This window comes from Mesorhizobium sp. WSM3626 (genome assembly GCF_000513935.1).
Classification (GTDB): domain Bacteria; phylum Pseudomonadota; class Alphaproteobacteria; order Rhizobiales; family Rhizobiaceae; genus Mesorhizobium; species Mesorhizobium salmacidum.
In genome coordinates, this window is sequence record NZ_AZUY01000025.1 from 68,493 (window position 1) to 80,685 (window position 12,193).

General features: G+C 63.5%; 12 protein-coding genes. 7 read left to right on the top strand and 5 right to left on the bottom strand.

The window, feature by feature from the left end; all coding sequences use genetic code 11:
• Positions 1-37: 37 nt before the first annotated feature.
• The 3 genes from M653_RS0118395 to M653_RS0118405 all read right to left on the bottom strand — a co-directional run bounded on the left by M653_RS0118395 (position 38) and on the right by M653_RS0118405 (position 3,937).
• On the bottom strand, positions 38-1,030 hold the full coding sequence (locus M653_RS0118395; RefSeq protein ID WP_027144669.1) for an ABC transporter substrate-binding protein: 993 nt from the start codon (positions 1,028-1,030) through the stop codon (positions 38-40).
• Between the two features lie 341 nt (positions 1,031-1,371).
• Positions 1,372-2,370, bottom strand: coding sequence for an aldo/keto reductase (locus M653_RS0118400; protein WP_027144670.1), 999 nt, complete (start codon positions 2,368-2,370; stop codon positions 1,372-1,374).
• A 61-nt stretch (positions 2,371-2,431) separates the two neighbouring features.
• Positions 2,432-3,937 (bottom strand): altronate dehydratase family protein, encoded by a 1,506-nt coding sequence (locus M653_RS0118405; protein WP_027144671.1) that lies wholly within the window; start codon positions 3,935-3,937, stop codon positions 2,432-2,434.
• 244 nt (positions 3,938-4,181) lie between these two features.
• Here M653_RS0118405 and M653_RS0118410 point away from each other — a divergent pair, with 244 nt between their 5' ends.
• The 6 genes from M653_RS0118410 (at position 4,182) to gndA (ending at position 10,013) form a co-directional block, all read left to right on the top strand.
• Complete coding sequence (locus M653_RS0118410) at positions 4,182-5,084, top strand: GntR family transcriptional regulator (RefSeq protein ID WP_027144672.1); 903 nt, start codon at positions 4,182-4,184, stop codon at positions 5,082-5,084.
• Between the two features lie 120 nt (positions 5,085-5,204).
• Positions 5,205-5,561, top strand: coding sequence for a DUF2946 family protein (locus tag M653_RS0118415; protein ID WP_027144673.1), 357 nt, complete (start codon positions 5,205-5,207; stop codon positions 5,559-5,561).
• 96 nt (positions 5,562-5,657) lie between these two features.
• Entirely contained in the window at positions 5,658-6,200 is a 543-nt protein-coding gene (locus M653_RS0118420; protein WP_027144674.1) for a copper chaperone PCu(A)C, read from the top strand.
• A gap of 41 nt (positions 6,201-6,241) precedes the next feature.
• Positions 6,242-6,760, top strand: coding sequence for a YcnI family protein (locus M653_RS0118425; protein WP_027144675.1), 519 nt, complete (start codon positions 6,242-6,244; stop codon positions 6,758-6,760).
• A gap of 55 nt (positions 6,761-6,815) precedes the next feature.
• On the top strand, positions 6,816-8,450 hold the full coding sequence (locus M653_RS0118430; protein WP_027144676.1) for a copper resistance CopC/CopD family protein: 1,635 nt from the start codon (positions 6,816-6,818) through the stop codon (positions 8,448-8,450).
• 135 nt (positions 8,451-8,585) lie between these two features.
• Entirely contained in the window at positions 8,586-10,013 is a 1,428-nt protein-coding gene (gene gndA, locus M653_RS0118435; protein WP_027144677.1) for an NADP-dependent phosphogluconate dehydrogenase, read from the top strand.
• Between the two features lie 49 nt (positions 10,014-10,062).
• Here the strand turns inward: gndA and M653_RS0118440 are convergent, their stop codons facing one another.
• The gene (locus tag M653_RS0118440; protein ID WP_027144678.1) at positions 10,063-10,995 is read right to left on the bottom strand and encodes a LysR family transcriptional regulator; all 933 of its coding nucleotides are present in this window, start codon (positions 10,993-10,995) and stop codon (positions 10,063-10,065) included.
• Positions 10,996-11,088: 93 nt separating this feature from the next.
• On the opposite strand from M653_RS0118440, the gene M653_RS0118445 reads away from it, so the two are divergent.
• Entirely contained in the window at positions 11,089-11,883 is a 795-nt protein-coding gene (locus tag M653_RS0118445) for an NAD(P)H-dependent oxidoreductase (RefSeq protein ID WP_027144679.1), read from the top strand.
• Between the two features lie 18 nt (positions 11,884-11,901).
• Here M653_RS0118445 and M653_RS0118450 read toward each other — a convergent pair.
• Positions 11,902-12,193, bottom strand: a 292-nt coding sequence (locus tag M653_RS0118450) for an IS5 family transposase (RefSeq protein WP_027144680.1), incomplete at its 5' end; no start/stop codon positions are given.

The following is a 12,193-nucleotide window of genomic DNA, read 5'->3' on the forward strand; positions in this document are numbered from 1 at the left end:
GCGAGACGCCCCGGAAACGGTTTCGAACACGGGCTGCTCAGAGCTTCGGATTGAGCAGCGCGTCGATCTTGGGATCCTTCATGTTGTCCTTGGTCACGAGATTGGCACCGGTGTCGACATTTGCCTCCACCTTCTCGCCCTTCGAAGCGGCGAGCGCCGTCTTGATGCCGTCATAGCCCATCCGGTACGGATCCTGGACGACGAGGCCCGAAATGACGCCGTCATTGAGGAACTTGATCAGCTTCTCGTCGCTGTCGAAGCCGATCAGCCCGACCTTGCCGGCAAGTTTGTTCTCGGCGATCGCCTGGCCGACGCCTTGCGCCATGATCAGGTTTGACGCGAAGATGCCCTTCAGGTCCGGATTGGCGGTGATCAGGTCGGTCGCGATGTTGAGGCCGGTGGTGGCCTGGCCGTCGGCGTATTTGTCGGCGATCAGTTCGAGGCCGGGATATTTGGCCTTGAGCTGTTCCTTGAAGCCTTGCGCGCGCTGTTCGAGCGAGCCAGCGCCGGGGAGCGCCGTGATAAGCGCAACCTTGCCTTCGACCTTGCCGCCGTTGGCGGCGCCGATCGCGGCGGCGAGACCGTCAGCGGCGACGCGGCCGCCCTGCACGTTGTCGGTGGTCAGGAACGAGGTGAAGGCCTTGGAGTCGGCGCCGGAGTCGATGCCGATGACCTTGACCTTGGCCGCGGCCTCGTCGATCGGCTTGCCGAGCGCCTTGGCTTCGGTCGGCGCGATGACCACGGCCGCCGGGTTGCCGGCGACGGCGTTCTCGAGGATCGAGATCTGGCCGTTGACGTCGGTCTCAGCCTGGGCGCCGAGTTCCGGCACATTGACGCCGAGATCCTTGCCGGCCTTGCGGGCGCCGGCCAGGACGATCTGCCAGTAGAAGGATGTGGTGTCCTTGACGATGATCGGAATGGTCACGTCCGCCGCCGAAACCGGTGCGGTATGCATGACGCCGGTGAGCATCGAGGCTGCCGCCAGGGCCATGACGGCGCGGCGGTTGAGAATGCTGGTCACGAATTTCATAGGATCCTCCCTAAGTCGCCTGGTGAAACGTTACGGAAGCCCGGTTCGGATAGGCGTGGCCCCAAACAGAACTTTATCAATAAAAAACAGTTGCACTGTTTTGATAGTCCATCGATCCAGCCGATGCAAGCGGTGTTTCCGGCCAACTCTCCCCAAGGCCTGACAATGACTCACCTCCGGCGTCGGCTCCTCTCCAGTCTTGGTCGGGCGCTCCCGTTTCCGTTCTGAGGGAGTATGGAATATTAATTCCATACTCTAGTCAATATGGAATGTTCATTCTTCCAGATCGCGATATTGTGAAGCCCGCCCGCGACCCTGTGGACATCGCGAAAGTGCGGGCTTCAAGGCAGTTCCTGCACCACGGTGTAGGGACGATACTTGGCATATTCCGTCTCCGGCACGTCGATATCGAGCAATTCGAGGTTCCGCGTCAGGTTCGCCATTTTTGCGGTGCCGGTCAGCACGGTGGCGACTGTTGGCTCGTGCAAAGGAAACTGGAACGCGGCCGCCGCCAGCGGATAACCGCCTTCACCGGCGATCTTCTCCATGGCGTCGACACGACCGAGCACATCGTGGCTGGCGGGTACGTAGTCGAAATGCGCGCCTTGCACCGGCCCGGTCGCCAATATGCCCGAGTTGAAAACGCCACCGATCACCAGCGAGGTCTGTTGCGCGCGGCACAGCGGCAGCAGTTCGGCTTCCGCGCTGCGGTCGAGCAAGGAATAGCGGCTGGCGAGCAGGATGCAGTCGAGCGGCGCCCGGCGCATGACGTCGAGGCAGATCCGGACTTCGTTGACGCCGAGCCCATAGGCCGAAATCGTGCCGGCCCGCTTCAGCTCTTCGAGCGCCTTGAGCCCGCCGTCCATCAGCTGGCGAAAGTGCAGTTTGGTCTTCTCGACTCCGTGCGTGTAGACGCCGATGTCGTGCACATACAGGATGTCTATCCTGTTTAGCCCAAGGCGCGCATAGCTGAAGTCGACCGACCGCATGATACCGTCATAGGAATAGTCGTAGTCCAGCGCGAAGGGCAGCGGATCGACATAGGAGTGGTCGGGAACCTGGTCTTCCGGCACTGGGCGGAACAGCCGGCCGACCTTGGTCGACAGCACGTAGGAATCACGCGGCTTGTAGCGCAGAAAGTCGCCGAAGCGACGCTCCGACAGGCCGAAACCGTAGAAGGGCGCGGTATCGAAATAACGCAAGCCGGCTTCCCACGCGCCCTGTAATGTTTCCATAGCCGCCTCACGCGAACAGGCCCGGTATAGACCGCCGATCGCGGCGCCGCCGAAACTGACTTCGGTCACCTCCAGCGCTGTCTGGCCGATACGGCGTTTTTGCATCCACAACCTCCCTATGCCCGGCCACTTGTGTGGCCGGGCAGTCTACCAGATATCAATCGAATTAGAGCGTTGCGCCGAGATGCCAGGGCACGAACTCGTTGTCGCCGTAGCCGAAATCCTCGCTCTTGGTCTTGCGGCCCGAAGCCGTCTCGACGATCAGTTCGAAGATCTCGCGGCCCATGCCGGCAATGGTCTTTTCGCCGGAGGCGATGACGCCGCAATTGACGTCCATGTCCTCTTCCATCTGGTTATACATGGTCGAGTTGGTGGCGACTTTGATCGAGGGTGTCGGCCGGCAGCCGAAGCAGGAACCGCGGCCGGTGGTGAAGACGATGACATTGGCGCCGCCCGCGACCTGTCCGGTGGCCGAGACCGGGTCGTAGCCGGGCGTGTCCATGAACACCAGCCCGTTGCCGGTGACCTTCTCGGCATAGCCGAACACGCCGTTGAGCGGCGTCTGGCCGCCCTTGGCGACCGCGCCGAGCGACTTCTCCAGGATGGTGGTGAGGCCGCCGCGCTTATTGCCGGGCGACGGGTTGTTGTCGATCGAGGCGCCATGCTTGGCGACGTGATCTTCCCACCATTTCACGTAGCCATCGAGTTTCTTGGCGATCTCGGGGCTTGCGGCGCGGTAGGCGAGCAGATGCTCGGCGCCATAGATTTCCGTCGTCTCGGAAAGGATGCCGATGCCGCCGACGCCGGCCAGGATGTCGACCGCCGCGCCCAGCGCCGGGTTGGCCGTGATGCCCGACATGCCGTCGGAGCCGCCGCATTGCAGGCCGACGACGATCTCGCTGACCGGAATCGGTTCGCGTTTCAACTGGCCGACTTCCTCGGCGATCTCGGCCAGCACGCCCATCGCCTTTTCCACCGATTTGCGCGACCCGCCGGCATCCTGGATGTTGAAGTGGCGCTTGCCGGCGGCGGCACCCTTTTGGCCGTAAAGCGTGAGCTGGTTGACCTCGCAGCCGAGGCCGACCATCAGCACGCCGCCGAAGTTCGGGTGGCGGGCATAGCCGGCCAAGGTCCGATGCAGCACCATCATGCCGTCGCCAGTGGCGCTCATGCCGCAACCCTGGCCATGGACGATCGGCACGAAGCCGTCGATGCCGGGATATTTCGGCAGCAAGGTCCTGTTGGCGGTGTCGGCGATCGAATGGCAGACGGTGGCCGAGCAATTGACGCTGGCGATGATGCCGATGAAGTTGCGGGTGCCGGCGCGGCCGTCGGCGCGGCGATAGCCCATGAAGGTGCGGGCGCGGTCGGCCTCCGTCGCATGCTCGGCCTCGCTCGGCGGCACCACCGGCAGGCGGCCGGCCTCGAAGACCAGATTGTGCGAATGGACATGCTCGCCCGGTGCGATGTCCTGTGTGGCGCGGCCGATCGCCTGGGCGTATTTGACGACGGCTTCACCCGCGGCGATCGGCTTGATCGCCACCTTGTGGCCAGGCTCGATGACGGCGGCAGCGAGCGCGCCGCCCGGCAGCGTGGTGCCGATCTCGATACGGCCATTGGCAACGGCGACATTGTCGGCGGGGGACAGAAGAATGGTGTTCGAGACGTTCACGGGCGTTTCCTGGGTGATCCTGGGATGCGCGGATTGACACGCGCCTGTTAAGAGCTAATGTCTTTTATCGTGAAAAAACAGTTTTGCGTCAATTGTTTTTTCGACGCGGTTCGCCCTGAGGCAAGTGGTGGTGCCGGAACAATGAACCGGCCCGGAGAAAGAGATTCCTGCTTTTCAGGGTCATTGGAACACATATTGCGCTTCAAGCCGGCCGCCGCAAGCGCGGGCATGAATGGGTCAGGGGATGTCGAAGAGCAACAACGTCTACAAGGACGCCTATAACCGCTGCCTCAGGCTGCTCGACGAAACGCGCAGCCTGCCGTCGGAACCGGAGTTGGGCGCGCTGCTCGGCGTCAGCCGTACGACGGTGCGCAGCATCCTGGCGCGCATGGAAGAGACCGGACTGATCGCCTGGAACAAGCGCGCCAAGACGGTGCTGCGCGATCCGCATCCCGATGATTTCTTTCCCGAGGAAGAGACCGACACGCTGGCCGAGATTATCGAACGGTCGTTCATGCGCAGGCTGCTGGCCGGCGGCGCCGAGGCCGGCATGCAGATCAACGAACTCGAACTGGCGCGCGAGATCGGCGTCGGCACCACCAGCGTGCGCGAGTTCCTGATCCGCTTCTCACGCTTTGGCCTGATCGAAAAACGCCGCAACAGCCATTGGGTGCTGAAGGGCTTTACGCGGGCCTTCGCACTGGAACTGACCGAGATCCGCGAAATGTTCGAATTGCGCTCGGCCGCCGCCTTCACCGCGCTGCCGCAGGACAGTCCGGTCTGGGGCGATCTCGACCGGCTGGAGGGGGAACACCGCGTTCTGGCACGCGAGATCGCGACGCGCTTCAATGAGTTCTCGGAGCTGGACGAGCGCCTCCACCGGCTCATCCATCGCGCCTCGCGCAACCGCTTCATTGTCGATTTCTACGACGTCATCGCCATGATCTTCCACTACCACTACCAGTGGAACAAGGCACAGGAACGCGAGCGCAACGAAGTCGCGATCGGCGAACATCTAGCCTATATCGAGGCACTCAAGTCGCGCGACCTCGGCAAGGTCGATGCCGCCTGCCGCAGGCACTTGAAGTCGGCACGCCAGACATTGCTGACCTCGATCCCGGAAAGCCGCCCACCCCAAAAGAGCTGATCCTGCCGTGTTGCCGCAGTGTCGATTTGGCGATTTTCGACCTGTCCCGGCCGTGGTAGGTATCGTCATCGATTGTTTGAAGAGGCAGATGGTTTGAGCCGCCGGGGGAGACAACGGAGCATGCCGGTCGCGCTTGTCGCAGCCTGTCTGCTGTTGCTCCAGTCGACACTTGGTGCGTTCGCCTTCAGCACCGGGCCGAGTGCCGCGCAGCTCGATGCCTTCGGCAACGTCATCTGTACCCGCGACGGCGCCACCCAGCTTCCCGGCGGCGACCAGCACCCGTCACATCTACCGGCCTGTTGCACGTTCGGCTGCAGCATGTTTTCGTCGGCCTATGCGCCGCCGCCCAATGCCGGGCTTGCGCTTGCGTCCTTTTCCTTCGAGACCGTCGCCTTCGTCTTCCCGGCGACCACGCATCTCGACTTCGCCCGCGAACGCTCCCCATCGAACCCGCGCGCGCCGCCGCTTGCGGCCTGAGCCTGCTTGCTTGCGGAACCTTTCGCGAGCGTACTCATCCAAGGTCAAAACCATTCGCGACCGGCGACGGCGCGATCATCACGTCATGGAGCAACCATGTCCCATTCTTTCCGTATGTCGGCGGGCACCGTGTTCGGCCGCATCCTGCCTCGGTTCAAAGCCGATCTCGGCATTATCACGTTGGCCTTTGCCCTGTTGTTCGTCGGCGCCCAGGCCGTCCCGGCGCATGAATTCAAGGTGGGCGATCTCGAAATCGAACACCCCTGGTCGCGCGCCACCCCTGCCGGCGCCAAGGTGGCCGGCGGCTATTTCACCATCGTCAACAAGGGCAGCGCCGCGGACCGGCTGCTGTCGATTTCCTCCGACGTCTCCGAAAAGGCCGAGCTGCATCAAATGGGCGTCAAGGACGGCGTCATGACCATGCGGCCAGTTGACGGTGGCCTGGAGATTCCGGCCGGAGGCAAGGTGGCGCTGGCGCCCGGTGGCTATCACCTGATGTTCGTCGGCCTGAAGCGGCAACCCAAGCAGGGTGAAAAATTCGCCGCCACGCTGACTTTCGAGAAGGCCGGCGCCGTCAGCGTCGAGTTCGCCGTCGAGGGCATGGGTGAAATGGGCGGCATGGACGACCACGCCAATTGATCGCGCCGATCCACCATTTTTTTGAAATCAGAGGGACCATCATGATCAAGTATCTTTTGGCGGCCGGCGCGCTTCTCGTGCTGGGGACAAATGCCGCCTTGGCGCACATCACGCTCGAAACCCAGGAGGCGGCAGTCGGCTCGACCTACAAGGCTGTGCTGCGCGTGCCGCATGGCTGCGACGGCAAGGCGACGACCGCCGTGCGTGTGCAGATTCCGGAAGGGGTGATCGCGGTGAAGCCGATGCCGAAGCCCGGCTGGACGCTGCAGACCAAGAAGGGCAAATATGAAAAATCCTACCAGCTCTATGGTCAGGCGGTGGCCGACGGTGTCAAGGAAGTCGACTGGAGCGGCGGCAATCTGCCGGATGAATTCTACGACGAGTTCGTCTTCCGGGCGACGCTGACGGCCGATCTGCCCGCCGGCCAGAAGCTCTACTTCCCGGTGGTGCAGGAATGCGGCGATGCCGCCGCCCGCTGGATCGAGATTCCGGCGGCCGGACAGGATAAGGACGCGCTGGAGACCCCGGCGCCCGGCATCAAGCTCACGCCGAAGAGATGATTTTCTGGCGGCGCGCCCTGTCCGCAAGGTGCGCCGCCAATTCCATGGCGGCAGCATGAACCCAACATCCCCACTCCAAAGGACCGCAAGGACCGGCAAGCGATTCGGCTGGGCTGGTGGGCTCTTCGCGGTGCTCATGGCGCTCATCGTCATGGCCTCGACAGGCCAGGCCTTTGCCCACGCGGCGCTGATCAAGACCGACCCGGCCGACGGCGCCGTGCTGGCGCAGGCGCCGGCGCGGTTCTCGCTGATCTTCAGCGAGCCGGTCTCGCCGCTGGTGCTGACGCTGGTGACGCCCGATGGTACGCCGATCCCGCTGACATCCTTCCGCCTCAGCGACCAGACGGTCGAGATCGACAATCCGCAAACACTCAAATCCGGCACGCATGTGCTGAGCTGGCGTGTCATCTCCGCCGATGGCCATCCGGTCGGCGGCTCGCTGCTGTTTTCCATCGGTGCGCCAAGCGAGCCTCCAGCCGTCTCCGAAGCGATCGACTGGCCGTTGCGGTCGGCGATCTGGATCGGCAAGGTCGTTCTCTATGCCGGCCTTTTCCTCGGCATTGGCGGCGCTTTCGCCCTTGCCTGGCTGGCCGGGGGTGGCCGTGCCGGTCAATGCTTTGTTGCCGGGGCAATCCTGTGCGGGCTGCTGGCGGCGCCCTTGTCGCTCGGCTTGCAAGGTCTCGATGCGCTCGGTGCGCCGCTCTCCCATCTGGCGCAGCCGGTGGTCTGGCGCACAGGGGTCGGCACCAGCTTCGGCTGGACGGTGCTGATCGCCCTGATCGCACTTGGGCTTGGCCTGCTGTCGCTGGCCGGACCGCGCGCGGTTGCCAGGCCGCTTGCCCTTGCCGGGCTGGTCGGTGTGGGCGCAGCGCTTGCCGCGAGCGGCCATGCCAGTGCCGCCGAACCGCAATGGCTGACACGGCCGCTGGTCTTCGTCCATGGTGTTGGCATCGCCTTCTGGGCCGGCGCTCTGGTGCCGCTCGGCCTCGCGCTGAAGCGTCAAGCGGCCGGCGCCGTTGAATTCCTGCGCCGTTTCTCATGGGCAATCGTGCCTGTGGTTGCCTTGCTTGCCGCGGCAGGCATCGTGTTGGCCGTGATCCAGGTGCAGACGCCCTCGGCGCTGGTCGACACTGCCTATGGCCGGCTGCTGCTGGTCAAGCTCGCGCTGCTGGTGTTCCTGTTCACGCTTGCCGGCGTCAATCGTTGGAAGCTCACCGCTTCGGCCGAGGCGGGAGCGACCGAGGTGCAACGCAGGCTCACCCGCTCGGTCGGCGTCGAAGTGCTGATCGTGCTGGCGATCTTCGGGGTCGCGGCGGGCTGGCGCTTCACGCCGCCGCCACGAGCGCTGGCGATCGCCGCGGCCCAGCCGGTTTCGGTCCACGTCCACGCGCTGCAGGCGATGGCCGATCTCAGCATCACGCCTGGCCATGCCGGACCGGTCGCCGCCTCGATGATCATCATGAGCGGCGATTTCGGACCGCTCGACGCCAAGGAAGTGACGCTGGTGCTGTCGAAGCCCGATTCGGGCATCGAGCCGCTGAAGCGCGCGGCAACCAGGCCCGGCGATGGCAGCTGGCGTGTCGACAACCTCATCATCCCGGTTCCCGGCCGCTGGATGGTGCGCATAGACATACTGGTCTCGGACTTCGACATGGTGAAGATCGAGGCGCCGATCGACATCAGGCCGTAATGGCCGCGACAACACAATTGGGCGAGGCGGTTGACGCGGGCCCGAAGGCCCGTCAATCATCCAAGCAATAATGGGCATCGAGGCAAGAACGGGCTCGAGCTCGAAAACACCAGATCCGGAAACAGGGAAGAAACGATGGAAAAAGCCGAAATCGGCCTGATCGGCCTTGGCACGATGGGCTCCAACCTGGCGCTGAACATCGCCGAGCACGGGCACCGCATCGCCGTCTTCAACCGCACCAAGGCACGCACGGACGCTTTCGTCGAGAATGCCGGTGCGCTCAGGGACATGGTCATTCCTTGCTACAGTCTGGAGGAACTCGCCGCGGCGATCCGGCCGCCACGCCCGATCATCATCATGGTGCTGGCCGGCAAGCCGGTCGACGAGCAGATCGAAGCCTTGCGCGGCGTGCTGTCCGACAACGACATCGTCATCGATGCCGGCAACGCCAATTTCCGCGATACGATGCGGCGCTTCTTGGAACTCGCCGGCTCGGGCTTGACCTTCATCGGCATGGGTGTCTCCGGCGGCGAGGAGGGTGCACGCCACGGACCGTCAATCATGGTCGGCGGCTCCGAAGACTCCTGGAAGCGTGTCGAGAAGGTGCTGACCGCCATCTCCGCCAAGTTCAAGGACGAGCCCTGTGCCGCCTGGCTCGGCACTGACGGCGCCGGACATTTCGTCAAGACCATCCACAACGGTATCGAATATGCCGACATGCAGATGATCGCCGAGATCTACGGCATCCTGCGCGATGGTCTGGGCATGGGGCCGAAAGAGATCGGCACGGTGTTTTCCAACTGGAACAAGGGCCGGCTCAATTCCTACCTGATCGAGATCACCGCCAAGGTGCTCGCCGCCGACGATCCGAAAACCGGCAAGCCGGTGGTCGACATCATCCTCGACCGCGCCGGCCAGAAGGGCACCGGCAAATGGTCCGTCATCGAGGCGCAGCAGCTCGGCATTCCGGCGACAGCGATCGAAGCGGCGGTGGCGGCGCGCGTGCTGTCGTCGATCAAGGACGAACGGCAGGCAGCCGAAAAAGCCTATGGCAATATTGGCGTGACGAAAATTTCCGGCGACAAGGACGCGCTGCTGAAAGACCTCGAACTGGCGCTGTTCGCCGGCAAGATCGCCGCTTACGCGCAGGGTTTTGCGGTGATGAGCGGCGCTTCGAAGGAGTTCAACTGGAACCTGCCGATGCCGACCATCGCCAAGATCTGGCGCGCCGGCTGCATCATCCGCTCGCAGATGCTCGACACGATGGCCGAAGCGTTCGGCAGCGGCGGCGCTTTGACCAACCTTTTGATGGCGCCGGCCTTTATCACCATGATGCAGGAGGCGCATCCGTCGCTGCGACGTGTCGTCGCGAGGGCTTCCGAGGCCGGTGCGCCGGTGCCGGCGCTGTCTTCGGCGCTTGCCTATTTCGACAGCTACCGCCAGGGCCGCGGTACCTCGAACCTGATCCAGGCGCAGCGCGACTTCTTCGGTGCGCATGGTTTCGAGCGCATTGGCGAGCAGGGTGCGTTCCACGGGCCGTGGGGCAGCGGCGCGGCTGGTTAATCGTTCTCATGGAATACCCGGCATTGCTTGCATGCCGTGCCGGAAATACTCACCGATCCACATGCGTTTTCTCGATCCCGGGGATGCCGCCGATCTGTTGGGCAAGAAAATCGACCAGCAGCCGGACCCGGGCGATGCCCGCGCGTTGGGGGACGATCAGCATACTGAGCGGAACCGACGGCAGCGCATAGTCCGGCAGGATCGCCTCAAGCCGGCCGGACGCCAGGAGATCGCCGACAAGCCATTGATGGGCGGGCGCAATGCCGCGCCCGGCGAGCAGGGCTTCGCGTGCGGCAAGTCCGTGGTCGACCCGAAGGCGCCCGGCAAGCGGCACGACATGACGCTCGCCGTCCGGTCCTTGCAGCACAAGGGTGCCGCTGCCCGCCACGTTTGACATGCGGATGCCCTCGTGACCGGCCAGGTCACGGGGATCTTCAGGCCTGCCGCGTTCAGCGAGATAGCCGGGTGCCGCCACGAGCAGACGCCGGGACTGGCCGAGCGCCCGCAACTTCATGGAACTGTCGGTGAGCGGGCCGAGACGAAGCGCGATATCCACGCCTTCCGTGACAAGGTCGATGCGTTCGTCGGTAAGGCTGAGATCGACGCCGATGTCGCGATAGCGGTCCTGAAACGCGAAGATCAGCCGGCTGACATGCAGCACCCCGATAGCCGCGGTGCAGGAGAGCCGGATCGTGCCCGCGGGCGCTCCGCGCGTGCCGCGAGCCTCGTCGCTCGCCTGTTCGACAAGGCGCAGGATCTGTACGCTGTCGGCATAGTAACGGCTGCCCTCATCGGTCATCGTGACGCGCCGCGTGGTTCTGCTGAGCAGAGCCACCCCGACGGCCTCCTCAAGTTCACGCAGATGCCGGGTGACGGTCGACTGACCGATCCCGAGTTCACGTGCGACCGCAGAAAAGCTGCCCCGTTCGGCGACGCGAACGAAGGTGCGCATGCGCTCCAGAGTGATGTCTGATTTATCCATTAATCGGCATAATTTTATGCATTATCAAGACATAGCGGATCGTTCGGACATTGGCTATCTCAGGGCCAACGTCTTCCAACAGGATCGCTCATCATGAAAGTGTTGCTTGTCTTCGCCCATCCCGAGCCACGGTCGCTCAACGGCGCGCTCCGTGACGTCGCCGTCAAGGAACTCGAGGCTCAAGGCCATGAGGTGCGGATATCGGACCTTTATGCCGACGGCTGGAAATCGGAGGTCGACCGTGCTGATTTCCCGGGCCTGTCGCCGGATGCGCGGCTGGTGCCGGTGGCGGCCTCCAAAAAGGCGTTCGAGGCCAATGCGCTGACCGAAGACGTCAAGACCGAGATCGAGAAGCTGCTTTGGGCCGATGCGCTGATCCTGCAGTTTCCGCTGTGGTGGTTCGCCATGCCGGCGATCCTGAAGGGTTGGGTCGATCGGGTCTTTGCCTACGGCTTCGCCTATGGAGTCGGTGAACATAGCGACAAGCGATGGGGCGACCGGTACGGCGAGGGCACGCTCGTGGGCAAGCGAGCAATGCTGATCGTGACGGCCGGTGGCTGGGAGGATCATTATTCCCCGCGCGGCATCAACGGCGCGATTGACGATCTGCTGTTCCCGATCAATCACGGGATCCTTTATTATCCGGGCTACGACGTGCTTCCGCCGTTCGTGATCTATAGCGTGGACCGTTTCAACGAAGCCGGCTTCGAGCCTGTCGCCGAACGCCTGCGCGAACGGATGCGGACGCTTGCGACCACGGCGCCCATTCCTTACCGGCGCCAGAATGGTGGCGACTACCTGATCCCGAGCATGCGGCTTCGTGCCGAACTGGGCGATCCGGGAGCAGCAGGCTTCGAACTCCATTTGAACCGCGGCGCGGCCGACTAGGGCGTAGTGACGATTTAACTACCTGAGCCAGATAGCGATAGCGGCAAGTTTGACAAAGCCCATGAAGTTGGCNAGCAACTTGTCGTATCGTGTTGCGACGCGNCGGAACTNTTTNAGTTTGTTGAAGAAACGCTCGATGATGTTGCGCTCNTTGTAGAGATCAGCGTCGTAGGGACGCTGATGTTTTCGATTGCGCTTGGGCGGGATGACGACGTCGGCGCCTATTTCTGCGATCTTTTCAAGCAAATGGTCGGCGTCATAGCCCTTGTCGGCGATCGCTGCGCCGGTCTCGAAGCCGTCGACGAGATCA

Excerpts from the sequence above, each read along its gene's own strand:
- M653_RS0118430 (WP_027144676.1), top strand. The coding sequence starts at position 6,816 with ATGAACCCAACATCCCCACTCCAAAGGACCGCAAGGACCGGCAAGCGA.
- M653_RS0118410 (WP_027144672.1), top strand. The coding sequence starts at position 4,182 with ATGTCGAAGAGCAACAACGTCTACAAGGACGCCTATAACCGCTGCCTC.
- gndA (WP_027144677.1), top strand. The coding sequence starts at position 8,586 with ATGGAAAAAGCCGAAATCGGCCTGATCGGCCTTGGCACGATGGGCTCC.
- M653_RS0118415 (WP_027144673.1), top strand. The coding sequence starts at position 5,205 with ATGCCGGTCGCGCTTGTCGCAGCCTGTCTGCTGTTGCTCCAGTCGACA.
- M653_RS0118395 (WP_027144669.1), bottom strand. The coding sequence starts at position 1,030 with ATGAAATTCGTGACCAGCATTCTCAACCGCCGCGCCGTCATGGCCCTG.
- M653_RS0118420 (WP_027144674.1), top strand. The coding sequence starts at position 5,658 with ATGTCCCATTCTTTCCGTATGTCGGCGGGCACCGTGTTCGGCCGCATC.
- M653_RS0118425 (WP_027144675.1), top strand. The coding sequence starts at position 6,242 with ATGATCAAGTATCTTTTGGCGGCCGGCGCGCTTCTCGTGCTGGGGACA.
- M653_RS0118440 (WP_027144678.1), bottom strand. The coding sequence starts at position 10,995 with ATGGATAAATCAGACATCACTCTGGAGCGCATGCGCACCTTCGTTCGC.
- M653_RS0118445 (WP_027144679.1), top strand. The coding sequence starts at position 11,089 with ATGAAAGTGTTGCTTGTCTTCGCCCATCCCGAGCCACGGTCGCTCAAC.
- M653_RS0118400 (WP_027144670.1), bottom strand. The coding sequence starts at position 2,370 with ATGCAAAAACGCCGTATCGGCCAGACAGCGCTGGAGGTGACCGAAGTC.